A 21,197-nucleotide genomic window follows, 5' to 3' on the forward strand; every position below is an offset into this window, starting at 1 on the left:
TGCGGAAGACAAGCCTAGACCGCTGGTCCGGCTGCCCGACAAGGTCTGCTGTCATGGGGTGAGCGTGCGGCCCGCCGGGTCCGTCCCGGCGATCGCCGGGGCGCCGCGTCTGGCAGCCTGGCGGTGTGTGGTCACCGTGGGGCGGGCTGCGCTCCATGGGCCGGTCCGTGGGCCGACTCATCGAGTCCACCCCGCCGTCCCGGGCGCGCGACGTCGACTTCCTGCGCCTGGCAAGCGTCTGTGTCGTGGTGCTGTGGCACTGGGCCCTGTCCATCGACCACTTTCGCGGGGGCGTTCTCGTGATGCCCAATCCGATCGCGCGGATACCGTTCGCCTGGCTCGCGACCTGGCTGCTCCAGGTGATGCCGGTGTTCTTCGTCATCGGTGGCTTCGCCCACCTGGCGGCCTGGGACGCGGCCGGTCGCGCCCCCGGGTCTCCGCGCGATGATCCCGCGCTTCCCTGGGGCCCGCGGGCGCGGCGCTTCCTGCGGGGGCGGCTGCGCCGCCTGCTGCCCCCGATGGCGGTGTTCGCCGTTATCTGGGCGGCGGTCGACGCCGTCCTGCTGCTCGCGGTCCCCGACTACCCGGGTCTGCTGCGCTATGGACGGGCCGTGCTGGTGCCGCTGTGGTTTCTCGCGGCGTACCTGGGGGTCATCCTGGCCGTGCCGGTGACCGCGGCGGTCCATCGGCGGTTCGGCTGCCGGTTCATCCTGCTGCTGGGCGCGGCCGTGGCGCTCGTCGACCTGGCGCGGTTCGGCACCGGCAGCACGGTGTTCGGCTATGTCAACACCGGTCTCGTCTGGGTGTTCGCCCACCAGCTCGGGTATTTCTGGCGGGACGGCGCCCTGCGCGGGCCGCGGCGGGCGCTGCTGACGGCGCTCTGCGGGCTGGCGGGTCTGGCCCTGGTGACGACGCTCGACGAGTATCCGCGATCGATGGTCGCCACCGAGGGAACCAGGCTCAGCAACATGTTCCCGACAACCGCTGCGATCGCCGTGCTCGCCGTCTTCCAGCTCGGTCTGATACTGCTCGCCGTACCCGCCCTGAACCGAATGCTGGCCCGGCGCCGGCCGTGGGCGGCGGTCGTCACGGGCAACGCCGTAATCATGACCGTGTTCCTGTGGCACATGACGGCCCTGCTGCTCGCGATGGTCACGATGCGGGCGGTCGGGCTGCCGATGCCCGAAGAACCGACCGCGGCCTGGTGGGCCGGGCGGCCGCTGTGGGTGATCCTGCCCGCACTCTTCCTGGTGCCGTTAATCGTCCTGTTCGGACCGGTGGAGCGCCGGGCCGCGGCCCCGCGTGAACCGGCACGGGCCGGGCCGGACGACTGAGAACCTGAGTTAGCCAGTATTAACCAGGCGGGCACCGGCTGTCCCGGAAGGCGGTAATGTGCCGACCGTGTCCTTCAGCCTCGAAGAACCGCCGCCAGCAGGATCGCGCCGGGAGCGCATCCTCGCCGCCGCGGCCCGGCTGATGGCCGAGCGCGGGTACCACGGGGTGAGCATCAACGACATTGGCCGGGCCGCGGGCGTCTCCGGGCCGGCGTTGTACAAGCATTTCCCGAGTAAGCAGGCGATCCTCGGCGAACTGCTGATCGGCATTAGTGAACGCCTGCTCACCGAGGGCACCCGTCGCGCGGCCGCGGCGCCCAGTCCGGACGGCACGCTGGACGCGCTCGTGCGCTGGCACGTCTCCTTCGCTCTCGACTCACCCGAACTGATCCGCGTTCAGGATCGCGACCTGAGCAGCCTGAACCCGGCCGACGCGCACACCGTGCGCCGGCTGCGACGCGGCTACGTCGAGCTCTGGGCCGCCCAGCGGCGCGCCCGCAGCCCCGAACTCGCCGAGGGCACCGCCCGCGCCGCCGTCCACGCCACCTTCGGCCTGCTGAACTCCACCCCCTACAGCGCGGTGACGATGAGCCGGCCGCAGCTGGCGGACCTGCTGCACCAGCTCGGCCTGGCCGCCCTGCTCGCCGCGGGAACGCGGCACCCGGCACCCGGGCCGGCCACCAGCCACTGATGATCTTTCGCGGGGTGCCGGCAGTGTTCTGGCGAGCCTCGCCACTACAGACCCAGTTCGCGCGCGATCAGCATCTTCTGGACCTCGCTGGTGCCCTCGCCGATCTCCAGGATCTTGGCGTCCCGCCAGTGCCGGGCGACCGGGTATTCGTTCATGAACCCGTAGCCGCCGTGGATCTGCGTGGCCTCGCGGGCATTCGTCACCGCCGCCTCCGAGGAGAACAGCTTCGCCATCGCCGCCTCCTTCTTGACGGGCAGGCCGGCGAGCATCCGGGAAGCCGCGTCGTAGTAGGCGGCACGGGCCACGTACGTCCGCACCTCCATCTCGGCAATCTTGAAGGCGATTGCCTGGTTGCGGCCGATCGGCGCGCCGAATGCCTCCCGCTGCTTCGCGTATTTCACGCTCTCGTCCACGCAGGCCTGCGCCAGCCCGACGGCCAGCGCGGAAATCGCGATCCGGCCCTCGTCCAGGATCTGCAGGAAATTCGCATAGAATTCGTAATGAAGTAATTAATGCAAGCCAATATGCGTCTTCGCAGGTCACGGGCTCGCGAGGACCCCGAAGTGAACAAGTTATTTCATTCCGAATCCATAGCCGCGGCCGCGCGCACCGAGCAGATTCTCCGCAGGAACCCGCACGTCGTCGAAGGCCAGCGGGTGGGTGTCGGAGGCATGCCAGCCGACCTTCGAGTAGGCCGGGCCGGCGGTGAAGCCGGGGATGGGCACCGGCACCAGGATGGACGAGATCTCCTTGCGCCCGGCCGGGGTCCGCCCAGTGACAGCGGTAACGGTGACGAGCCGGGTGATGTCGGTACCCGAGTTGGTGATGAAGGCCTTCGAGCCGTTGATGACCCAGTCGCCGCCGTCGAGCCGGGCGGTGGTGCGGGTGCCGCCAGCGTCGCTGCCCGCCTCTGGTTCGGTCAGCCCGAACGCGGCCAACGCCCGCCCGCTGGCGAGCAACGGCAGCCACTCCTCCCGCTGTGCCGGCGTGCCGAACCGGTAGATCGGCATCGCGCCGAGGCCAACCCCGGCCTCCAGCGTGATCGCCACCGACGAGTCGGCCCGGGCCAGTTCCTCGATGGCCAGGCAGAGGGCGAAGAAGTCGGCGCCCTACCCGCCGTACTCCGCCGGGAACGGCAGACCGAACAGGCCCATGTCGGCCATCTGCGCGACGACCTCGTACGGGAACGTCTTCTCCTCGTCGTGCCGCGCCGCCGCGGCGGCGACCACCTCGCGGGCGAACGCCTCCACGGTCTTGCGCAGGGCTTCCTGCTCCTCGCTGAGCCGGGTGTCAGGCATCGCTGTCCTCCCCGTCGTGGAAGCGGCACCCGCTACCAGGGCATTCAGGTCAGGATCCGGCGGCGGCGGGCCTCCGAGACCGATTCCCCGCGCCGAGCGACCCCGAGCTTGGTGTAGATGCTCTTGAGATACCACTTGACGGTGTTGATGGTCAGGCCGAGGTTACGCGCGATTTCCTTGTTCGACAGTCCGCGGTCCAGCAGACGGAGGATGTCGATCTCGCGGGCGTTGAGCGGTTCTTCGGGAGCGGGGTTCCGCTCGGCCGGGCGGTCGATGATGGGGATCGCTGCCCGTTCCGCGTCCGCGTGGGCCGTGGCGAGCAGCTTGGACAGGTAGTCGGAGGGCACAGTGGGCAACTCCGCCGGCCACCGGCGGCACCGGCTCGCGTCCCGCAACTCGCCAATGATCTTCAGGAGTTCCGGTCCGCCTCCAAGCGGGCCCTGGCGACGACGGCGGGCACGAGGGTGCGCAGCGCGGTGTCGGTGTCGCCGGTCAGCGAGTGCACCACCGCGAGGTCGATACGCGCGGCCGTTTCGGCGTACCGCCAGGCCACGGAGCTGCTCTCCTGGTGCATCTGGGACAGCAGCCGCAGGGCACCGTCGTAGTCGGCCTGGGCGGCCATGACCCGCGCGCGCATCGCGAGCTGGTAGTGGCGGGTGGCCATCGCGATGCCGTCGCCGCCGCGGGCGACGTCGTCGCCGTGGCGGGCGAGCACGTTCTGGGCGCGCCCGAGGTCCCCCCGGGCCAGGTGCAGCCGCAGGCGTTCGTGGTCGACGGCGGCCGACAATCGAGGCAGGACGAGCTGGCTCGCCGCCTCGCTGCCCTCGTCGAGCAGGTGCCAGACGTCCTCGATCTCACCGCGCAGGGTCTTGATGCGGGCCAGCGTGGAGTAGGTGGCGATCATAAGATCGGCGACGCCGCTTTCGGCACCGAGCTCGTGGCACTCCTCCAGCAGCCGCTCGGCAGCATCGGTGTCGCCCCGCTCGTAGTACAAGCCGGCCCAGCAGCGCGCCGGCCAGCCGGGCGGCGTGCGAGCGCGGCCCGGCGGCTTCGCGGGCGAGGGCCACGGCTTCCCGGTACAGACGTTCGGCGGCCACCAGGTCAAGCTGGGCGAACGCCGCGAGCCCGGCGAAGCAGCGCCCGTACACGCCGGCGAAAGGCCCGCGGGTGGTGTCGTGGAAGGCGTTGGCCCACCGCTGCCGCGCCTGCGCGGTGTCGTAGGCGAAGGTGTAGATGTTGGACGACACCGCGACCAGCCACGGCCGGTAGCCGGAGTTCTTCACAATGTAGGGGGCGACCAGGTCAGCGGCGCGGTCGATCCGGTCACCGTAGACGTCGATGCAGGCCTGGACGACATCGGCCTCGCCTAGGATGTCCTTACCGGTGTCGCTGGTATCATCGGGTGCCAGGGCGGCACGCACGTGGTCGAGCGCGACCTGCGCGGGCTGCGCCCGTTGCAGCAGACAGTTGGCCCAGGCGATCGCGATCTGCAGCCGCGGCCGGCCCGGCGGCAGCTTGTTGACCAGGCCGAGCAGGGTGGCCATTCGGCTGTGCTCCACCAGGTGCATGGCCCGCCACTCCACCAGATCCACCGCCCCGGCGTCGTTACCGGCAGCCAGGGCATGGGTGACCGCCTCACCGAGCAGACCATGATCAGCAAACCAGGCCGACGCGGTCCGGTGCAGGGTCACCACCCGATCCGCATGATCACGCTCCAGGCGGCGGCGCAGATAACCCGCGAACAGATGATGATAGCGAAACCATTCCCGGCTGTCACGCAGCGACAGGGTCGCCAGCTGCAACGCGGCGACCCAGCCGTCGGTACTCGACCACAGCCGATGCACGTCCGTGCTGTCGAGATCCAACGCGTTGAGCTCGAGCAGGAAGGCCGCGGACTCCCGATGGTCGAACCGCAGCTGCGTGGCGTCGATCTCCGTCACCTGGTTACGCACCTTCAGCCGGCCCACGGCCGGCGACCGGGTCCGGCTGGTGACGATCAGATGCAGGTTGGCCGGACCCACCTCCAGCAGGAACTCCAACGCGGCAACGGCCTGCGGGGCGTCGATGAGATGCCAGTCGTCGAGCACGACCGCCAACGGCCGCCGATGCTCGGCAACCTGATTGACCAGCTCGGTGAGCACATACCGCTGCGCGTCGTCGGAATGCCCCTCCAGCACCTCGACCAGGTCACCGGCCAGGGTCGGTTCGACCCGGCGCACCGCCTCGATGAGATGGCTGAGGAACCACAGCGCGTCGTTGTCGTCCCGATCGAGACTCAGCCATGCCACCGGCACCCCCTCGGCGCGCAGCACCCGCTGCCACTGCACCGCCAGCGTGGTCTTCCCGAACCCGGCCGGCGCGTAGATCAAAGCCAGCCGCCGGGCCCGGCCGTCCCGCAACACGTCGAGGAGCCGGTCCCGGCCGACCAGCTGGGTGTCATAGGTGGGTGCCTGAAACTTCGTGGACACGGCCAACGTGGGACGTGCCTTGGTGTCCATCCAGCTCGCCTCGCTTCCGAGGGCTCCCCGCCCGGCTCCCCTGCCACGCGTTCGTGACGATACTCACAGGCCCTCGAGCTGATTTTCGCACTGGCCGCCCAGGCCGCAATACTTTGGGCGTCACCAACCGGGCCAGCCGGCCCGCAGCGCCTTCTTGTCCAGCTTGCCGTACACGGTGGTCGGCAAGGCCTCGACGACCCGCACGGCCTTGGGCTGCTTGTACCGGGCAAGCTCTACCCGGCAGTGCGCCAGCAGCTTGGCCTCGTCGAACGCACCGGTATCGTCGGGCACGACGAACGCCACGACCGCCTCACCCCAGTCCGGATGCGGCACCCCGACGACCGCGACCTGCCCAACCCCCGGACAGGCCGCCGCCGCGTTCTCCACCTCCGTGCTGTACACGTTCATCCCACCGGTGACGATCATATCGTTCTTGCGGTCCAGCAGATAGACGTACCCCTCGGCATCCATCCGCCCGATATCCCCGGTGTGCAACCACCCGTCCCGCAACGCCTTGGCGGTCTGCTCGGGCCGGCCCCGATACCCCACCATCGTGTACGGCGTGGCGGCGACGATCTCCCCGACCTGACCGCGGGGCAGCTCCCGGCCAGCCTCGTCGACCACCTTGACCGCGGCCATGACGACCGGCTGACCACAACTGGCCAGCCGATGCTCCCCGTCAGGATCAAGACGATGATCCTCACGGCGAAGACGGGTGATGAAGTTCGGCGCCTCCGACTGCCCGTACAGCTGCATGAACACCGGGCCGAGCACCTCCAGGCCCTGCTCCAGCCGCTCCCGGGTGATCGGCGCGGCACCGTACAGGATGGTCCGCAGCGAGCTGAGATCCAACACGCGGCCCGCCGCCCGGTCGAGCACCCGGTAGATCATGGTAGGCACCATGAACGTGAAGGTCACCCGGTCGGCGGTGATCCGCTCAAGCACCAGCTCCGGGGCGAACCTGGTCTCCAGGAAGTGCCGGGCTCCCTTGAGCATCCCGGCCTGCAGCAGGAAACCCGCGCTGTGCGGCAGCGGCGATATCACCAGCAGCACCTCGTCGTCGAGCAGCCCCATCTCCATCATATGCGAGAACAGATTGAGCGCGAGATTCCGCTGGGTGTGCATCACCCCCTTGGGCAGACCGGTCGTACCCCCGGTATAGACGATCAACCCCGGGTCGGTGGGTGCCGGGGCGACCTCCGGCACGGTGGTCGGCTGCCCGGCCAGCGCGTCGCGCCACGCCACCACCCCGCCCGGGCAGTCGTCCGGGTCGGCGACGGCGATGACCGTCTCCAACAGGGACGGCGCGGAGTGCAGCGCCGCCGGGAGCATCCCCGCATCGGCGAGGACGACCCGGGCCTCACTGTCCCGCAGGATGTAGTCGATCTCGCTGGCCGACAGCATGTCGTTGAGCGCCACCTTGACCGCACCACACCGCAGGATCGCCTGATCAGCGACGATGTACTCGGGCCGGTTGGACATCATCAACGCCACCGACACCCCCGGCCCCACCCCCGCCGCGCGCAGCCGGTGCGCGAGCTGGTTCGCCGCGGCCACGATCTCGCCGTACCCGTAGGTCCGCCCCTGGTAGTGCAGGGCGGGACGCGCACCGAACCGGTCCAACGCGTCGACGAACACCGCTTTCAGGGTCAGGTCACTTTTCCCGGTGAAATCACTCATCGCACACGCTCCAGGACACTCGCATAGTTGGCGACCGCCAGGCCACCCATGTTGAACACCCCGGTGACGGTGGCCCCGGGGATCTGCATCGCCCCGGCGTTACCTGGTGAGCTGCAGGACCGCCATCACATGCTGAAGACGGCCAACCGGGGTATGACCCCAGCCCACGATCTCCACGTCGTCCACGCCGAATCCCTTCAGTGCCGGCCAGCGGCCAGGGCGGTGAGCCTGGTCAGCACGATTTCCGGGGAGGCCTCGGTGGGGATCTCACCGAACCGGAACCCACGCTTGGCGGCGGCGTCGACCAGCCGGGCGGCCTCGCTCGTATCGTTCCACACCTCCGCTGGCAGTCCCCCGCCGTAGCGCCGGTCGTCGGGCAGGACGTCGGCTGGCAGGTGCGGCAGGAGCAGCAGGTCACCGGGCAGCTTGGGGTCGAGCTGGTCGGGGCCGGTCACGCCGTTCAGTCGGACCGCGGTGATCCAGCCGTAGTGCCCGGCCGCGGCCAGCAGACTCGACCAGGCGTCGGTCTCGTCCTCATCCGGCCCGCCCGCCGTGTCACAGGTGATCTGCAGCCCCCGGACCGGCCGGTCCGCCACCGAGCGGATCACCTCCAGCAGGCCGGTCGCGACGTCGTCGAGCGCGTCGAAGTCGACCTCCGCACCGGGTGCGAGCAGCCTGCGCGGTGACGGGCAGTCCAGCACCAGGTCGACACGATCGCCGAACTGGTGCAGCAGCGCGTCGAGAGTGTCGGCCAGCACGCGGCACGGCGCCGGCAGCTCCAACGCCGTACAAACGGCAGCGGCCTCACTACCACCGGCGAGGTAGCGGGAGAACGGACCTGAGACGTTGACACCGTACACATCGGACCGCAGTAACCGGTGTGCCTGTGCACTCGCCGCGACCAGCGTGGCCGGGTCGTCATACCAGCGCTCGGGGGCGCCGGCGAAGACCCTCCACACGTACCGGTCGCAGTCCAGCCAGGTCGTCGCAGTCCAGCCAGGTCAGGGTGTCACGCTTGGCGTGGATCCAGGCGTCCGCAGCGTTCATCGTTCTCCCGCCGTCCTCATCAGTCCCGCAGCATCAGCCCTGCACCGTCAGCCCTGCAGCTCCGCCAGCTTAGCCTCCAGCTGCGCGATCCGCACGTCCTTCGGGTCGGGCATCATCACCGGCACGATCGCGTCCGCGGGGCAGGTGTCCTGCGGAGTGCCGCGGAACAGCACCTGCGGATCGCCCCAGGAGCCGAAGAACGGCACGTCGGCCGGAGGCGTCTCGGCCTCCCACTCCTGGACGAACTCCGCGTACGGCTTGCCCCGCCGCAGCCGAGCCGCCCGCTCGGCCTCCCGGGCCGCCGTGGTGCCCTCGGCGTCCACCGCGGCGGTGTCGGGGTTGAGCACCACGTGGTAGATGCCGCGGACGGTGTCCATGGGCACCAGGCCGTCGCGGTAGTCGGCAGCCACCAGCTCGGGATCGCGTTCGAGCACGTCCCCGTAGCCACCGCCGGTGCCCTGGGTGAGCATGTACAGCTCGCCGCGCTCGGCGAGCTCGAACTGCATGCCCATGTGATGCGTCGAGTAGGTCGCGTCCGGGAACGGGCGCTCGTTCATCAGTTCCTCGACGGTGTAGCGCAGCAGTTCGCGCTGGTTGTCCATCACCTTGAAGATGTCGACATTCTTGATCTTGTACAGCGGGTAGGTGCCGGGGCCGTAGCCGCCGAAGATGCCGTGCGAGCTGGGGAACTTCGAGCCGATGCTGCACGCCATGAAGCCCCACATGGCGCTGTCCTTGACGGTGGCGATCTGCTGGTAGCCCTGGCCGCCGCGGAACTTGCCGAAGCCCTGGTTGTCCCGCATCACCCTGTTCGGCACTATCTTGAGAATCGGGACTTCTTCCTCGATGAGCTCCTGCTCCCCGATGTCGGCCATGGGCGCGAAGATCGGGGCGACCGCGTGCTCGCCGTCCCGGTTGGACCGCGCAGCCCCGCCCATGCCGTTGAGGTCGGCACACACGTTGCCCACCAGCTCGCCGTGCTGGGTGACGCCACCGTAGATGAACGTGACGATCATGTTGAACCAGCCGGCGATGACGTCCGTAGAGCGTTCACCCGCACTGTAGAGGAGCTTCGGCGTCGCCAGCTTGGCCGCGGTGAAGGAGGGGAAGAACGTCATCATGCTCTGCGCGTTCGGCGCCTCCGGCGAACAGTTCAGCGCCGACCGCGGGTCGGTGAGAACGGTCATCGGCTCGAACACCGCCTGGTTTCGCGGCAGGTCCGGCCACACGAAGGTCAGGAACTCCTGGGCCAGCATGCCCTTCATCGACGAGAGGATCGTGTTGTTGGCTCGGTTCAGGAATTCCGGCGACGAGCCCCGGAAGTCCAGGATCAGCTCGTCGTCCTTCTTGGTCATCGCCAGTCTGATCTTGACCAGACAGTTCTCGCGCAGCGTCCCGTCCGCGAAGACGTTCTGCCGCACGGTGCCCTCCGGCCACGACCTCAGCCGGCGGCGGACCTCGTCGGCGGTGTCGGTCAGGGTGCGCCGCAGCGTGGCGATGACCGCGTCGACACCGTACTCGGCGATGGTGTCGTGGATCCGGTCCCTTGTCCGCATCGCCGCGTACAGCTTGGCCTTCATGCCCTCCAGCTGCAGCTTCGGCTCGCGCACCGAGTTCTGCAGGAAGGTCATGAGGTCACGGCAGAACGTGTAGTTCTCACCGACCTTGATCGGCGAGATCTTCAATCCCTCGTCGAACGGGGATTCCGCCGCCGAGGGCATACCACCGGGTTCGATGGCGCCGTTCTCCCCCTCGTGGCAGACCGCGCCGGCGAAGCAGATCAGCTGCCCCTCGTGGAAAACCGGGATGAGGATGCTCTGGTCGGTGTTGTGGACGTTGCCGTAGCGGGCGTCGTTGTGCATGAAGACATCGCCCTCACGGACCCCGACCGTCGGCTCATCCACCCAGTACTTGACAATGAACTTGACCGGGTGCTGCGTGAGCACCGAGAACAGCAGCACACCACCCATGCTGGACAGGGCGAGGTCGCCCGAGGCCGTCCACACCCCGGAGATCAGATCACCCCACTTCGCGCCCGGCGCCGCGCCCATCTGCTCGACCATGTCGAAGGACTCGTTACACGCGGTCTGCAGCTTGTGCCGCACCAGGTTGATCTGCTCGGGATCGGTGAACCGCGCGAGCGCCTCCGTTTCGCGGGGCGACTCCGGGGCGAGATGGTGGCTTTGCATGATCTCGGGGTCAGGCCCGAGGAACAGGACGTTTTCTTCGAGGAACTTCTCGACGAGCGACTTGCCGTCAGCGTGGTCGGGCTGGCTCATGAATCTACACCTTCTGGTAAGACGTGCCTGGCGGGCGAGGGCGAGCGGCTTCCCAGGCCTGGCACAGGCTACACGAAACGGACGAGGGGTTGATGACGCCGACTTTGCTGGTTTCCATCAGCCCGACAACGCGTTCTGCTCAGTACAAGAACTTTCCATCAATACGCGCTAGCCGGCCAGCTACGCCATCGGGATGAAACCTCCTGAGCGGGGAGCCCGCTCAGATGGTCCGAATGAGCACCGCGGAGCCGGTGCGGCCGATGGTCAGCTGCCATCCGGGTTCGGCGAGGTAGGTCGTGCTCGGGGTTTCGATCAGGGCGGGGCCCTCGATGACGTGGCCTTCTTCGAGGTCGGCGAAGTCGTAAACGGCGGTCTTGACCGCGCCGTCGATGCCCGGGTAGTGGCATTCCCGCCACCGGGCGGGGTTCGACGCGGGGCGCGGCTCGGCCTGGGTGGGCTGCAGGTCGAACTTGTCGCGTTCGACGTAGCTGACCACGCGGATGACGTTGATGCACACACCGGCCTCGGGTTCCTGGCTGCCTTCGCCGTACCGCTTGGCGTAGATGCTGCTGAACAGGTCCAGCAGTTTGATCACGTCGCGGTGTGAGGTGAGCCGGTCGAACGGCGACACGACCCCGATCTGGGCGAGCTGTTTGCCGTAGCGCATGTCCAGCTCCACCCGCGAGCGGATGTTGGCGGGGTCGGCGCCCTGGCGGAGGAGGTCGTCGCGGCCCTTCGCGGCGAGTTCCGTCACCGTGTCGTTGAAGATCTGGAAGTCGTCCAACATCTTGCGGGTGGTGGCGTCGTAGACCATCAGGTACAGCGAGTACTCGTGGATGTGCAGCTGGTTCATATTGCCGGCGCCCAGCGCGGAGAACACCGAGCTGAACGGCGGGATCAGCACATTCTGGATACCAAGCGTGTTGGCGTATCCGCAGGCATGCAGCGGACCACCGCCGCCGCAGCTGAGCGCGACGAAGTTCTTCGGGTTATAGCCCTTGACCGCGACCTCCTTGAAGATCGCGTTGGCCATGTTGCTGTCCACCTTGCGCTTGATCGCCTTCGCCGCCTCGATCAGGCTCAGTCCGGTGGGCTTGCAGATGTGCTCCTCGATGGCCCGCTGCGCCCGGCGCAGGCTGAGCTTGATCGTGCCACCGGCGTAGTTGTCCGCGTCGAGGTAGCCCAGCACCAGGTTCGCGTCCGTGGTGGTCGGGAACCGCCCGCCCCGGCCGTAGCAGGCCGGGCCCGGGTCAGAACCGGCGCTTTCCGGGCCGACCTCGATGGCCTCCCACAGGCGGTCGTAGCGGGCGATGGAGCCACCGCCGGCGCCGAGGGGGTGTGCAGGTAGGTCATCGGGGTGGAGACGAGCCAGCGGTCGATGACCGGGTTGAAGTCGTAGAACTTCACCCCGTCGGAGGTGACCAGGCCGATGTCGAAGCTGGTGCCGCCCATGTCGGTGGCGATGACGTTGGGCTGGTGGTAGGTCTTCGACAGGTAGTTGGTGGCCTCCAGCCCGGCGACCGGTCCGGAGTGGATGGTCTGCAGCGAGGAGGTCGAGTTCAGCTGGGCCATGCCGCTGGTGTTGTGCACCAGCAGCATCGGCTTGGTGTAGCCGTTGCGGCGCAGCTCGATCTCCAGCGACGCCAGCCCGTGGTACATCTGGCTGTGCAGGTAGGCGTCGATGACCGCCGACATGGTCCGGGCGTACTCACCCTTGCGGCCGGTTACCCGGTGCGACAGCACGATCGGGATCGCCCCCAGCATATGCGTGGGGTACTCGTCGAGGATGATCCGCTCGACTTCCTTCTCGTGGGCCGGGTTGATCACCGCGTTGACCAGCGCGACCACGAACGCCTGCGCGCCCTCGTCCACCAGCTTGCGCACCTGGCGGCGCACGTCGTCCTCGTCGATGGACAGCACCGCCGTGCCGCCGTAGTCGATGCGTTCCTGCACTCCGGCGATCCGGGTCACCGGCACCAGCGACACCGGCCGGTCCGCGGCGGGCAGGTCGGACTGCTGGGCCTCGGTCAGCCCATCGCCGTAGCCACGGGCCCGCATCAGCGGCACGGTCGATTCGAAACCGGCGGTGGTGAGGATGCCGACCGCCGGACCGCTGCGTTCGATGAGCGCGTTCGTCCCGAGAGTCGTGGCGTAACGCACCGCGTCGACGGTCGAAAGCACCGTCTGCACATCCAGGCCGGCCTGGGCGCTGGCCTTTGCCAGGGCATCCATGAACCCGGAGGCGAGGTTGTGGTGCGTGGTCAGCGACTTCGCCTCGATGTAGGCGTCGTCGTAGACAAGAAAGCAGTCGGTGAACGTACCACCGATGTCAACGCTTACCTGCCGCATGTCCCTAGCCCTCCACCGCGCTGAGGTGACGACGCTTCAACGCGTCGATATCGAGTTCGAGGTCGTGTGTCAGCGGATGACCAGGCGGCAGGTACTCGTTCTCCACCTGCGTCCCGCAACCCGGGCAGTAGAACTCGACGATCCGGCACCAGGCCGGGTCGGGGGCGTGGGTGAACTCGTAGCTCTCGTCCAGGATCGGCTGGTGAATCTCCCGCGGGTCACCGTTGTAGACCAGCAGCCCGGCCTTGTAGTTCTCGCGGGCGTTCGCGATGTCCTGCCCGCACACCCGGCAGGTCCATCGCTCGGTCGCCAGATTAATCGCGAGATACTCGGTGATGTTCACGGTGGACTGCTGCTCGCTCACTGCTGGGCCTCCAGGATCAGGTCAGAGTTGCTGCTCACCCGGAACCCCCACCCGGGCTCGATCAGACAGGTCAGATAGTCACCCGCGACCAGCGCCGGCCCCGCGGCTCCCTGCCCCGGCCCCAGATTCTCCGGACGGTAGACCGCAATCTCCTGCTCGTTACCGTCAGCGAAATGGATACGACGCGATCCGTCCGCGGCCGCCGGCTGCACCGTGGCGTGTTCGTCGGCCACGAGCTCGAAGGTCGGCAGCGGATACCAGGCCCGCACCACCAGCTGATCGGCCTGCCCGGGAGACGACCCGTCGGTCCACGTCTCGTCCCGCAACACGCCGTCGACGATGAATCGACCGCGGGTCTCGACAGTGCATTCGTCGATGGACACGCCTTCACCGAACATGTCACGCCGCGCGCGGGTCAGCAGATCGTCCCGGGCCGCCTTCACCTCGACGTCGACGCCCGGCATCGGCACGCTAGTACTCGTGCGCCAACCCGCTGAAACCGATACCGAACGCGCTGAACACCGCCGACAGATGCGGCACGATCACCCGCGCGATCCCCGCCGCCCGCGCGATCCCCGAGGCAAGCACCGGACCGGCGCCACCGAAGGCCAGCAGCGTGGCCTCACCCGGCTCACGACCCGCCGCGGAGATCATCTCCTTGACCGCGGCCCCCGCCTGCTCCTCGAACACCCGCAACACCGCGAGCGCCGCGGCCTGCGCCGACAACGACAGCGGCTCCCCAACATGGGTCAGCAACGCCCGCTCCGCCCGGGCCGGGTTCAACTTCAGATCCCCACCCAGATAGTTGTCCGGGTCCAACACCCCGGCAAGCAGCAGGGCATCGGTCACCGTCGCATCGGTGCCACCACGGCCGAAAGACGCCGGGCCGGGCGCGGCACCCACACTGTGCGGACCGATCTGAATCTGACCGTCGACGACCTGGCCTACCGAACTGCCACCCAGCCCGACACTGCTCAGGTCCGGAATCGGCAGCGAGGTCTGCGCCGAATCGACCCGGCCGTGCGCGTGCACCGTCAGGGCCTTGTCCACCACGACCGACACGTCGGTCGTGGTGCCACCCACGTCCACCCCGACCAGCACGTCCGCGTCATAGAGCGAGGCGTAGGCGACGCTGCCCTCCAGCCCACCCCGCGGCCCGGAACCCCACGTCTTCAACGCCGTGGTCTTGGCCACCCGGGCCGAGTCCCCGTCATTCCGGAAGATCAGCAGCGGGCGGGCCAGCCCGTTCTCCCGGCACGCCTTCTCCGCGCCGTAGAGGAAGTGCTCCATCCCCGGGTGCAGGTAGGAGTTCAGCACCGCGGTCAGCACCCGCCGCGCGTCGTCGACGTCGTGCACAAGCTCATGCGACAGGGTGAACGGGACCGCGCCCAGCAGATGCCGCGGGTACCGCTCCAACAACAGATTCTTGATCGCCTGCTCCGCCGCCACGCTCCGCAGCGCAATCACGATCCGCGAGGTACTCGTCGCCAACAGTTCGTTGATCGCCGTCGTGAACTCCGCCAAGCCCACCGACCCGTCGGCGCCCACCGCGATCCCGACCGGGGGATGCGGCACCAGGGCCTGCCACAGCGAGGCGTCGACCAGCCTCACAATGCCATAGACATCCTCCTCCGCACCGCTGTCGACCAGCAGGGCGACCGGTGCGCCCTTCCGCTCGACCACGGCGTTCGTACCCGACGTCGTCGAATAGCGCAGATACTCCGTCTCGCGCAACAGACGAGCGGTGTCCTCCTCGCCATACAGCCGGTCGGACACCGTCCGCAGCCCATCGACGAAACACTGCGTTAAATCGTGCGGGGTCGTCGGCGTCTTCGCATGCACGATGCGTTCACCATCCGTCACACACACATCGGTGAACGTGCCACCGTTGTCGATATTGACCAGGATTCCCATCGGCCCTCCGCTGCATCGTTGCGTGAAGTGGGTCACAACTTTGCAGCCGGCGAAGGGTGGTTGCACCACTCCTAAGGGTGGCTGGGAGATGGAAATCGGGTGGTTAAACGCAATACTGTTGATCCAAGGCCACGTCGGCCTCGCCGGTAGGCCTATCTAGTAGTTTCACGAATACCATAGGTTACACCCAAGGGCTATTCTCCTGGTTGATCGGGTGCGGGATCCGGCGTGTCGAGGCCGGGCGTTCCCCACAGGGGAAACCAGCGGGACAGGTCCGGTTCGATCGGGAGCTCACCCGCCAGCACCTCCCGTACCTCCAGCTCGGCCGGATTGTCCCGGCGCTGGTCACCGGCCGGCACGAACGGGTACCAGGTGCCGCGTTTGTAAAGGTAGATCAGCCCCATCTGCCGGCTGCCGTCGGTGAACCCGACGACGGTGCACAGCAGCGCCGGGCCGAAACCGGCGTCGCGCACCGCGGCATTCGCCGCGTGCAGGTCGGTGACCAGGCCAGCGAGGTCCTGCTCGCCGTCCTGCTCGCCGGTCCGTCGCAGCAGCCAGCTGTACCCGAAGCTGTCCGTGCGCCGCTCGTACCGGCCGCCGTCCAGGCTCAGCAGCCGGTCGATCTCCTGCGCTACCCCGGTGAACGCGCCGCCGGACGCGGGTTTGACGCAGACCGCCCCGGCCCCGGTCGGCCGCCATGAGCTGGCGGCCTGCAGGGTGACGGCGGCGGCCGGGAGCGTGAACAGCCGGTCGAGGTCCGGCGGGGCGGGCCGGGTCCGACCGAGAAGCACGTCGAGGATCCGCATGGTCCGGCCTACTTTCTACCCGGGTCACCGAACTACCCGGGCTCACCGGGCTGGGCGGCCAGCCGGGCAAGCTGGGCCAGGCGGGCATCCAGCGGCGGGTGGGTCGAGAACAACGAGGACAGGCTGACGCCGTTCGCCAGCGCAGGGGCGAAGAAGAAGGCGTTGAACGGTTCGGCGGCCCGCAGGTCGCGGGTCGGGATCCGGGAGATCTCGCCGGTGACCTTGGTGAGCGCGGCGGCGAGCGCGGCCGGCTGGCCGGTGAGGATCCGCCCCGGACCGGTCGGCGGCGAGCTCCCGGTACCGCGACAGCGCCCTGGTCAGCAGGGACGACAGCGCGTAGACGGCGGCGGAGACGACCACCACGACGAACACGACGAGGGCGCCGCTGTCCTCATCATCGCCGTCGCCGCCGCCGTCATAGCCGTCGGACCAACCGAAGCCGCCGGCCATCCCGGAGTAGAGACCGAATCGGGTGACCAGACCGGCGAGCACCCCGAGAAACGACGCGACGGTCATGACGGCCACGTCCCGGTGCGCGACGTGGGACAGCACCCCCTCCATCTCGTCGGCCTCCAGCCTGCGCAGCAGCCCGGTCGTCACGCAGACGACGGCGCGTTTCGGGGTCCGGCCGGTGGCGAACGCGTTCGGCAGGTCGGTGCCCACGACCGCCACCGCGGGCTTCGGCAGGTCGGACAGCGCGCAGAGCCGGTCCACGACGCCGTGCAGCCGCGGCTCCTGCGCCGGGCTGACGATGCGCCCACCGGTCGCGTACAGCGCGAGGCGGTCCGAGAACCAGTACTGGGCGGCGAGCAGCCCGCCGGCGATCAGGACAACCAGGACCGGTGACACCCCGACAGCGATCAGGACGGCGATGAAGGCGGCAATGAAGGCGACGTAGACCAGCCCGAGCAGGAAGACGGTCAGCACCATCCGGGCCGACAGTCCCTGGTCCGGGGCGAACCTCCGCGGCGCACGCGTCACCATCATCATCGTCACCTCACCATCGTCACCTCGTCGGCCGGGGCTCAGCCGCCGGGAATCAGGCCTTCCTCGCCGAGCAGCCCGCGGACCTCCGCCAGCCCGGTGCCGGCGCGCGGCAGCACCAGCTCCGATGGCTCCAGCCGGTCCACCGGCACCACGCGGCCGCGCGTCCGGACCCGTTCGAGCAGCCTCGTCAAGGCTTCCTGGAACGCCGGCTCGTCCCCGGCCTCGACGGCCGCCAGCAGCACGTCATCCAGCTCGTTGAGGGCCTCCAGGTCGGTGGCGGGCAGGTCGAACTGGCCCTCACCCAGAATGCGCACGATCACGGCTGCTCCTTCGGTCGAGCGGCGTCGGCCGGCTGGCGGCCGCCGATCGCCCGCGCGGGCATGGCGCTTTTGATCTAGGCCAGATCCCGATCGATGTCGGCGGTCACGGACAGCCGGTCCAGCTCGGCCTGGATGTCGTCGCGCGGGCCACCGGCCGCCGTCTCCAAGGCTCCGGAGGCGAGTAGTTCGTCGATCGCGCCGGCCCTGGCCTGCATCTGCTCGGCTCTGTCCTCGGCCCGCTGGATTGCCAGGCCGACGTCGCCTATCTCCTCGGAGACCCCCGCCAGCGCCTCGCCGATCTTCGTCTGCGCCTCCGCCGCAGTGTACGTCGCCTTCACCGTCTCCTTCCTGGTCCGGAACGCCTCGAGCTGGGCCGCCAACCGCTGCGCCGTCAGCGTCAACCGGTCCTCCTCCGCCCGCAGCGATGCATGTTGCTCCCGCAGCTCCTCCAGCTGCGCGGCCACCCCGGCCCGGCGGCCGAGGGCCTCCCTGGCCAGGTCGTCGCGGCCCGCGGCGACCGCCTGGCGGGCCTGCCCGGACAGCCGCTCGGCGGACGCCCGTAGCTGTTCGACCTGGAGCTCCAGCCGCTTCCGGCTGGTAGCGACGTCCGCTACCCCGCGGCGGACCTGCGCCAGCAGCTCGAGCTGCCGGGCGTAGGAATAGTCGAGAACCTCACGCGGATCCTCGGCGCGGTCCAACATCCTGCTGGCCTTGGCCCGGAACACCAACGCCAGCCGCCTGCTCAGGCTCATCGACGCCTTCCCTCTCCCGATCCCGTCGGTCCCTCTCCGATCCCGCCGGTCAGCCGACGGTCAGCCGCTGGCCTGTGCTGGGGGAATGCCCCCGGCGCCGCCGTCCACACGACCGGCGATGGTCTGATCCGTCCCGGGCCTGTTCGCCGCCCGGCTACGGCACCGCTGGCCGGCTACGGCAAGTTACTCGCGCGCTCCTACGGTCTCGGGGCCTACCGACCGGTGCACCAATTCGTCGTGGACGCCTGTGCCGCGCAGCATCCTGGCGGCACAACTCGCCGCGAAGTCCAGGCAGTCGCGCTGTGCCTGATGCCGCGCTGTGCCTGTTCGTCGAGGACGGTGTTGACCCGCAGGCCGGCCCCATGCTGCGCAAACGGATGATGGCGTACCGTCCGGACTTCCGCTGGCTCGAACCCCCGCCGCGGCATGGTCTGGTCACCGCCTGCCGGAAGTGCCGCCGTGCCCCCAGCGCCTCCCGCGTCCGGGGTACCCGGGGTACGGCCGGTCTACCAGCAGTCGGGAGGGTGACGTCGGCTTGCCCCGAGCACGGGGCGGTCCGGCGGCCGGCCGAGGGCCCGGGGTCTGATCCGTCGGGGTCGGAGGAGCGACGCCAGGGCCCGGTCTAATCCGGGGCCTCCAGCATCGGCAGATGGCCGCCCGGGATCTCGACGGGCTCGACGCCGAGCGACGTCCTCGCCCCGGCCCGCTCGGACTCGATGTCGAACAGCTCGTCACCGGTGGCACAGACGATCATGGTGGGGATGGCAGCGCGGGTACAGCACCGCGATCGCCGTCCGTGGATCCCAGGCGCTGGTGCCGTCGGGGCGCGTCGGCGGCCCCCATCGAATGCCCGACGACCACGATCGATCCGGCGGTCCCGGGAATCCCGGTGGTCCCGGGAGCCCCTGGTCCGGCGGCCACGATGGCCGCATCGAGGGCGGCGAGCGCCGGGCGGATGCGTTCCTCGTACGTCGTGGCCGGGTTGTGCAACGACAGGTCCGGTGCCACCACCCGATGTCCCCGCGCCCGCAGTTCCGCTCCGAGGGGCTCCCAGCACGTGGCGTCGTGCCAGGCTCCGTGCAGCAGGCAGAACAGAGCCACGACCCGAGGCTATCCAGCCGGTGGCTCGCGCGCGGGTCCCACGGTCCGCCTCGCAACCCACGGTCGCCGCCTTTCTCGAGGCGGGCCGCAGGCTTCCGGCAAACTACCGGACGCGATGAGTCTGACCACGATCATTCCCCTTCTCACGACGGACCGGCTCGTCCTGCGGCCCATCCACAACGACGACGTCGCCGGCTACACCGAGATCTGGTCCGATCCCGAGTTCACCCGCTACTTCCACCGGCCGACCGACCCGGACAGCGTCTGGCATGCCCTGGCCGGCTGCATGGGCTGCTGGATGCTGACCGGCGTGGGTCCGTGGTCGGTCGTCGAGAAGGCGAGCGGGCAGCTCGTCGGCCAGGCGGGGCTGTGGACCGAACCCGGGTGGCCGGGCGTCGAGGCCGTCTGGTTCCTGCGCCGGGACCGCTGGGGGCGCGGCTATGCCACCGAGGCCGCCACCGCGGCACTGACCTGGATGTTCGCCCAGCGCCCCGACCTCACCGAGGTCGTCTCGGCCATCGTCCCGGCCAACACCGCGTCCGTCCGGGTCGCCGAACGCCTCGGCATGACGTACGTCCGCAGCGAGTTCCTCCACGACGAGGCCCATGCCGTCTACGCGGTCAGCCGGGCCGGCTGGATCACCCCGACCACTCGACGGCAGGCTTACGGATAATCCGCGACGGACCCAGTCGTTATGCTGCGGGCATGACCGCCATGGCGCCCTCCCGCGCCGGACCAGACCTATCGTTCCTGCTGGACCGCGCCGGCCATGCCCTGCGGACCCGGATGGCGGCCGCGCTCGCCGAGATCGGTCTCACCGCACGCATGCACTGCGTGCTGGTGCATGCCCTGGAGGAGGAGCGCACCCAGATCCAGCTCGCCGAGATCGGCGACATGGACAAGACGACGATGGTGGTCACCGTCGACGCCCTGGAGAAGACCGGCCTCGCCGAACGTCGGCCCTCCGCCAGGGACCGGCGGGCTCGGATCATCGCGGTCACCGAGGAGGGCGCGCGGATCGTCACGCGGAGCCAGGAGATCGTCGATCGGGTCCACGAGGAGGCGTTGGCGGCGCTTCCCACCGAGGAGCGGGAGGTCTTCCTGCGGGCGATGAACCGCCTGGTCGAGGGGCATCTGGCCGGACCGGCGGAGAGCCCTCAGCCGGTCCGGCGGGCCCGCCAGCGGGCTCAGTAGCCACGAGGTAGCCACGAGAAGGATCGTCTACCACAGACTCGTCTATTGCGGTCCCATCTACTACGGTCCCTTCTGTTGCCTCACCCGACAGGAGAGTCCGTGTCCGCTGCCCCCACGCCCGCCACGCCTTCCACCGCCGCCGTACCCTCCACCCGCGCCACGCCCGCCAGGCGTTCCGCGCCACGGTCGCGCTGGCTCGCCCTCGGCGTGCTCGCCACCAGCATGCTGACGATCATTCTGGACGGCAGCGTCGTGACCGTGGCGATGCCGGCCATCCAGAGCGACCTGGGCTTCTCACCCGTGGGCCTTAGCTGGGTCGTCAACGCCTACGCAAGTAGTACGTTATAGCATCATCGTATGGAATTTCCTTCGTTGCTCCCCTTGCCCGAATGGCCCGATGCCGAGCCGGCCCTGTGGTACGGCCGGATGTCCGATGTCGACAATGACGCACGTATCCCGGACCAGTTCGCCCGAGGTCAGCGTTACGCGCGGCTGACGGGTGAGTACTGGATAGCCCGGGCGTGGGCCGATGACGGGATTTCCGCCTGGCGTGAGGATGTGGTCCGGCCGGAGTTCGAAGGTG

At 69.0% G+C, this 21,197-nt stretch carries 22 protein-coding genes and 4 pseudogenes; 6 read left to right on the forward strand and 20 right to left on the reverse strand.

What is annotated here, in order from left to right; all coding sequences use genetic code 11:
- Positions 1 to 167 precede the first annotated feature (167 nt).
- Together AC08OJ_RS09105 and AC08OJ_RS09110 are read left to right on the forward strand one after the other, a co-directional pair.
- Complete coding sequence (locus AC08OJ_RS09105) at positions 168 to 1,334, forward strand: acyltransferase family protein (RefSeq protein ID WP_476595503.1); 1,167 nt, start codon at positions 168 to 170, stop codon at positions 1,332 to 1,334.
- A 67-nt stretch (positions 1,335 to 1,401) separates the two neighbouring features.
- Positions 1,402 to 2,025 (forward strand): TetR/AcrR family transcriptional regulator, encoded by a 624-nt coding sequence (locus AC08OJ_RS09110; protein ID WP_476592431.1) that lies wholly within the window; start codon positions 1,402 to 1,404, stop codon positions 2,023 to 2,025.
- A gap of 44 nt (positions 2,026 to 2,069) precedes the next feature.
- Here the strand turns inward: AC08OJ_RS09110 and AC08OJ_RS09115 are convergent.
- The 17 genes and pseudogenes from AC08OJ_RS09115 to AC08OJ_RS09195 form a co-directional block, all read right to left on the reverse strand.
- Positions 2,070 to 3,323: pseudogene (locus AC08OJ_RS09115) on the reverse strand (acyl-CoA dehydrogenase family protein).
- A gap of 44 nt (positions 3,324 to 3,367) precedes the next feature.
- Complete coding sequence (locus AC08OJ_RS09120; RefSeq protein WP_476595504.1) at positions 3,368 to 3,670, reverse strand: response regulator transcription factor; 303 nt, start codon at positions 3,668 to 3,670, stop codon at positions 3,368 to 3,370.
- Positions 3,671 to 3,732: 62 nt separating this feature from the next.
- The gene (locus tag AC08OJ_RS09125; RefSeq protein WP_476592447.1) at positions 3,733 to 3,831 is read right to left on the reverse strand and encodes a hypothetical protein; all 99 of its coding nucleotides are present in this window, start codon (positions 3,829 to 3,831) and stop codon (positions 3,733 to 3,735) included.
- A 3-nt stretch (positions 3,832 to 3,834) separates the two neighbouring features.
- Positions 3,835 to 4,287 (reverse strand): annotated as a pseudogene (locus AC08OJ_RS09130) (tetratricopeptide repeat protein); the annotation flags it as partial.
- On the reverse strand, positions 4,178 to 5,821 hold the full coding sequence (locus AC08OJ_RS09135; protein ID WP_476595505.1) for an AAA family ATPase: 1,644 nt from the start codon (positions 5,819 to 5,821) through the stop codon (positions 4,178 to 4,180). The pseudogene AC08OJ_RS09130 and the gene AC08OJ_RS09135, both read right to left, overlap by 110 nt.
- A gap of 120 nt (positions 5,822 to 5,941) precedes the next feature.
- On the reverse strand, positions 5,942 to 7,501 hold the full coding sequence (locus AC08OJ_RS09140; RefSeq protein WP_476592435.1) for a class I adenylate-forming enzyme family protein: 1,560 nt from the start codon (positions 7,499 to 7,501) through the stop codon (positions 5,942 to 5,944).
- A 197-nt stretch (positions 7,502 to 7,698) separates the two neighbouring features.
- Positions 7,699 to 8,460, reverse strand: coding sequence for a hypothetical protein (locus tag AC08OJ_RS09145; RefSeq protein WP_476592436.1), 762 nt, complete (start codon positions 8,458 to 8,460; stop codon positions 7,699 to 7,701).
- 135 nt (positions 8,461 to 8,595) lie between these two features.
- The gene (locus AC08OJ_RS09150) at positions 8,596 to 10,827 is read right to left on the reverse strand and encodes a hydantoinase B/oxoprolinase family protein (protein ID WP_476595506.1); all 2,232 of its coding nucleotides are present in this window, start codon (positions 10,825 to 10,827) and stop codon (positions 8,596 to 8,598) included.
- A gap of 220 nt (positions 10,828 to 11,047) precedes the next feature.
- On the reverse strand, positions 11,048 to 12,199 hold the full coding sequence (locus AC08OJ_RS09155) for a hydantoinase/oxoprolinase family protein (RefSeq protein ID WP_476595513.1): 1,152 nt from the start codon (positions 12,197 to 12,199) through the stop codon (positions 11,048 to 11,050).
- Positions 12,200 to 12,222: 23 nt separating this feature from the next.
- A pseudogene (locus tag AC08OJ_RS09160) lies at positions 12,223 to 13,176 on the reverse strand (hydantoinase/oxoprolinase N-terminal domain-containing protein); the annotation flags it as partial.
- Between the two features lie 4 nt (positions 13,177 to 13,180).
- A complete protein-coding gene (locus AC08OJ_RS09165) occupies positions 13,181 to 13,540 on the reverse strand; it encodes an acetone carboxylase subunit gamma (protein WP_476592439.1) in 360 nt (119 codons plus the stop codon).
- A complete protein-coding gene (locus AC08OJ_RS09170) occupies positions 13,537 to 14,004 on the reverse strand; it encodes a hypothetical protein (RefSeq protein ID WP_476592448.1) in 468 nt (155 codons plus the stop codon). The genes AC08OJ_RS09165 and AC08OJ_RS09170 overlap by 4 nt, the downstream gene beginning before the upstream one ends.
- Before the next feature lie 7 nt (positions 14,005 to 14,011).
- The gene (locus AC08OJ_RS09175) at positions 14,012 to 15,454 is read right to left on the reverse strand and encodes a hydantoinase/oxoprolinase family protein (RefSeq protein ID WP_476592440.1); all 1,443 of its coding nucleotides are present in this window, start codon (positions 15,452 to 15,454) and stop codon (positions 14,012 to 14,014) included.
- Between the two features lie 194 nt (positions 15,455 to 15,648).
- The gene (pspAB, locus tag AC08OJ_RS09180) at positions 15,649 to 16,260 is read right to left on the reverse strand and encodes a PspA-associated protein PspAB (RefSeq protein ID WP_476595507.1); all 612 of its coding nucleotides are present in this window, start codon (positions 16,258 to 16,260) and stop codon (positions 15,649 to 15,651) included.
- Between the two features lie 42 nt (positions 16,261 to 16,302).
- The gene (locus tag AC08OJ_RS09185; RefSeq protein ID WP_476595514.1) at positions 16,303 to 17,250 is read right to left on the reverse strand and encodes a M48 family metalloprotease; all 948 of its coding nucleotides are present in this window, start codon (positions 17,248 to 17,250) and stop codon (positions 16,303 to 16,305) included.
- A 35-nt stretch (positions 17,251 to 17,285) separates the two neighbouring features.
- The gene (gene pspAA / locus AC08OJ_RS09190; protein ID WP_476595508.1) at positions 17,286 to 17,567 is read right to left on the reverse strand and encodes a PspA-associated protein PspAA; all 282 of its coding nucleotides are present in this window, start codon (positions 17,565 to 17,567) and stop codon (positions 17,286 to 17,288) included.
- A gap of 74 nt (positions 17,568 to 17,641) precedes the next feature.
- On the reverse strand, positions 17,642 to 18,319 hold the full coding sequence (locus AC08OJ_RS09195) for a PspA/IM30 family protein (RefSeq protein ID WP_476595509.1): 678 nt from the start codon (positions 18,317 to 18,319) through the stop codon (positions 17,642 to 17,644).
- 165 nt (positions 18,320 to 18,484) lie between these two features.
- Here AC08OJ_RS09195 and AC08OJ_RS09200 point away from each other — a divergent pair, with 165 nt between their 5' ends.
- Positions 18,485 to 18,700, forward strand: a complete 216-nt coding sequence (locus AC08OJ_RS09200; protein WP_476595515.1) for a DUF5946 family protein — start codon at positions 18,485 to 18,487, stop codon at positions 18,698 to 18,700.
- 241 nt (positions 18,701 to 18,941) lie between these two features.
- On the opposite strand, the gene AC08OJ_RS09205 is transcribed toward AC08OJ_RS09200, so the two are convergent.
- Both AC08OJ_RS09205 and AC08OJ_RS09210 read right to left on the reverse strand, forming a co-directional pair.
- A complete protein-coding gene (locus AC08OJ_RS09205; RefSeq protein ID WP_462203387.1) occupies positions 18,942 to 19,073 on the reverse strand; it encodes a hypothetical protein in 132 nt (43 codons plus the stop codon).
- Positions 19,070 to 19,420, reverse strand: coding sequence for an alpha/beta fold hydrolase (locus tag AC08OJ_RS09210; protein ID WP_476595510.1), 351 nt, complete (start codon positions 19,418 to 19,420; stop codon positions 19,070 to 19,072). The genes AC08OJ_RS09205 and AC08OJ_RS09210 overlap by 4 nt, the downstream gene beginning before the upstream one ends.
- A 115-nt stretch (positions 19,421 to 19,535) precedes the next feature.
- Between AC08OJ_RS09210 and AC08OJ_RS09215 the strand changes: the two genes are divergently transcribed.
- Together AC08OJ_RS09215 and AC08OJ_RS09220 are read left to right on the forward strand one after the other, a co-directional pair.
- Entirely contained in the window at positions 19,536 to 20,093 is a 558-nt protein-coding gene (locus tag AC08OJ_RS09215) for a GNAT family N-acetyltransferase (RefSeq protein WP_476595511.1), read from the forward strand.
- A gap of 32 nt (positions 20,094 to 20,125) precedes the next feature.
- Positions 20,126 to 20,614 carry a MarR family winged helix-turn-helix transcriptional regulator gene (locus tag AC08OJ_RS09220; RefSeq protein WP_476595512.1) on the forward strand — a complete coding sequence of 163 codons (489 nt, stop codon included), beginning with the start codon at positions 20,126 to 20,128 and terminating at the stop codon, positions 20,612 to 20,614.
- A gap of 80 nt (positions 20,615 to 20,694) precedes the next feature.
- On the opposite strand, the gene AC08OJ_RS09225 is transcribed toward AC08OJ_RS09220, so the two are convergent.
- The gene (locus tag AC08OJ_RS09225) at positions 20,695 to 20,889 is read right to left on the reverse strand and encodes a hypothetical protein (protein WP_476592446.1); all 195 of its coding nucleotides are present in this window, start codon (positions 20,887 to 20,889) and stop codon (positions 20,695 to 20,697) included.
- A gap of 82 nt (positions 20,890 to 20,971) precedes the next feature.
- On the opposite strand from AC08OJ_RS09225, the pseudogene AC08OJ_RS09230 reads away from it, so the two are divergent.
- A pseudogene (locus AC08OJ_RS09230) lies at positions 20,972 to 21,197 on the forward strand (recombinase family protein); the annotation flags it as partial.

It is taken from the genome of Frankia sp. CgKIO3 (assembly GCF_977946435.1).

What these genes read in the sequence shown, in the direction of transcription:
- AC08OJ_RS09135 (WP_476595505.1), bottom strand. Translation starts at nt 5,821, where the DNA reads ATGGACACCAAGGCACGTCCCACGTTGGCCGTGTCCACGAAGTTTCAG.
- AC08OJ_RS09140 (WP_476592435.1), bottom strand. Translation starts at nt 7,501, where the DNA reads ATGAGTGATTTCACCGGGAAAAGTGACCTGACCCTGAAAGCGGTGTTC.
- AC08OJ_RS09150 (WP_476595506.1), bottom strand. Translation starts at nt 10,827, where the DNA reads ATGAGCCAGCCCGACCACGCTGACGGCAAGTCGCTCGTCGAGAAGTTC.
- AC08OJ_RS09170 (WP_476592448.1), bottom strand. Translation starts at nt 14,004, where the DNA reads ATGCCGGGCGTCGACGTCGAGGTGAAGGCGGCCCGGGACGATCTGCTG.
- AC08OJ_RS09175 (WP_476592440.1), bottom strand. Translation starts at nt 15,454, where the DNA reads ATGGGAATCCTGGTCAATATCGACAACGGTGGCACGTTCACCGATGTG.
- pspAB (WP_476595507.1), bottom strand. Translation starts at nt 16,260, where the DNA reads ATGCGGATCCTCGACGTGCTTCTCGGTCGGACCCGGCCCGCCCCGCCG.
- AC08OJ_RS09185 (WP_476595514.1), bottom strand. Translation starts at nt 17,250, where the DNA reads ATGATGATGGTGACGCGTGCGCCGCGGAGGTTCGCCCCGGACCAGGGA.
- AC08OJ_RS09195 (WP_476595509.1), bottom strand. Translation starts at nt 18,319, where the DNA reads ATGAGCCTGAGCAGGCGGCTGGCGTTGGTGTTCCGGGCCAAGGCCAGC.
- AC08OJ_RS09205 (WP_462203387.1), bottom strand. Translation starts at nt 19,073, where the DNA reads ATGATCGTCTGTGCCACCGGTGACGAGCTGTTCGACATCGAGTCCGAG.
- AC08OJ_RS09215 (WP_476595511.1), top strand. Translation starts at nt 19,536, where the DNA reads ATGAGTCTGACCACGATCATTCCCCTTCTCACGACGGACCGGCTCGTC.
- AC08OJ_RS09220 (WP_476595512.1), top strand. Translation starts at nt 20,126, where the DNA reads ATGACCGCCATGGCGCCCTCCCGCGCCGGACCAGACCTATCGTTCCTG.
- AC08OJ_RS09225 (WP_476592446.1), bottom strand. Translation starts at nt 20,889, where the DNA reads ATGGCCGGCATCGCCACGGTCACGACGCTGCCGTCCAGAATGATCGTC.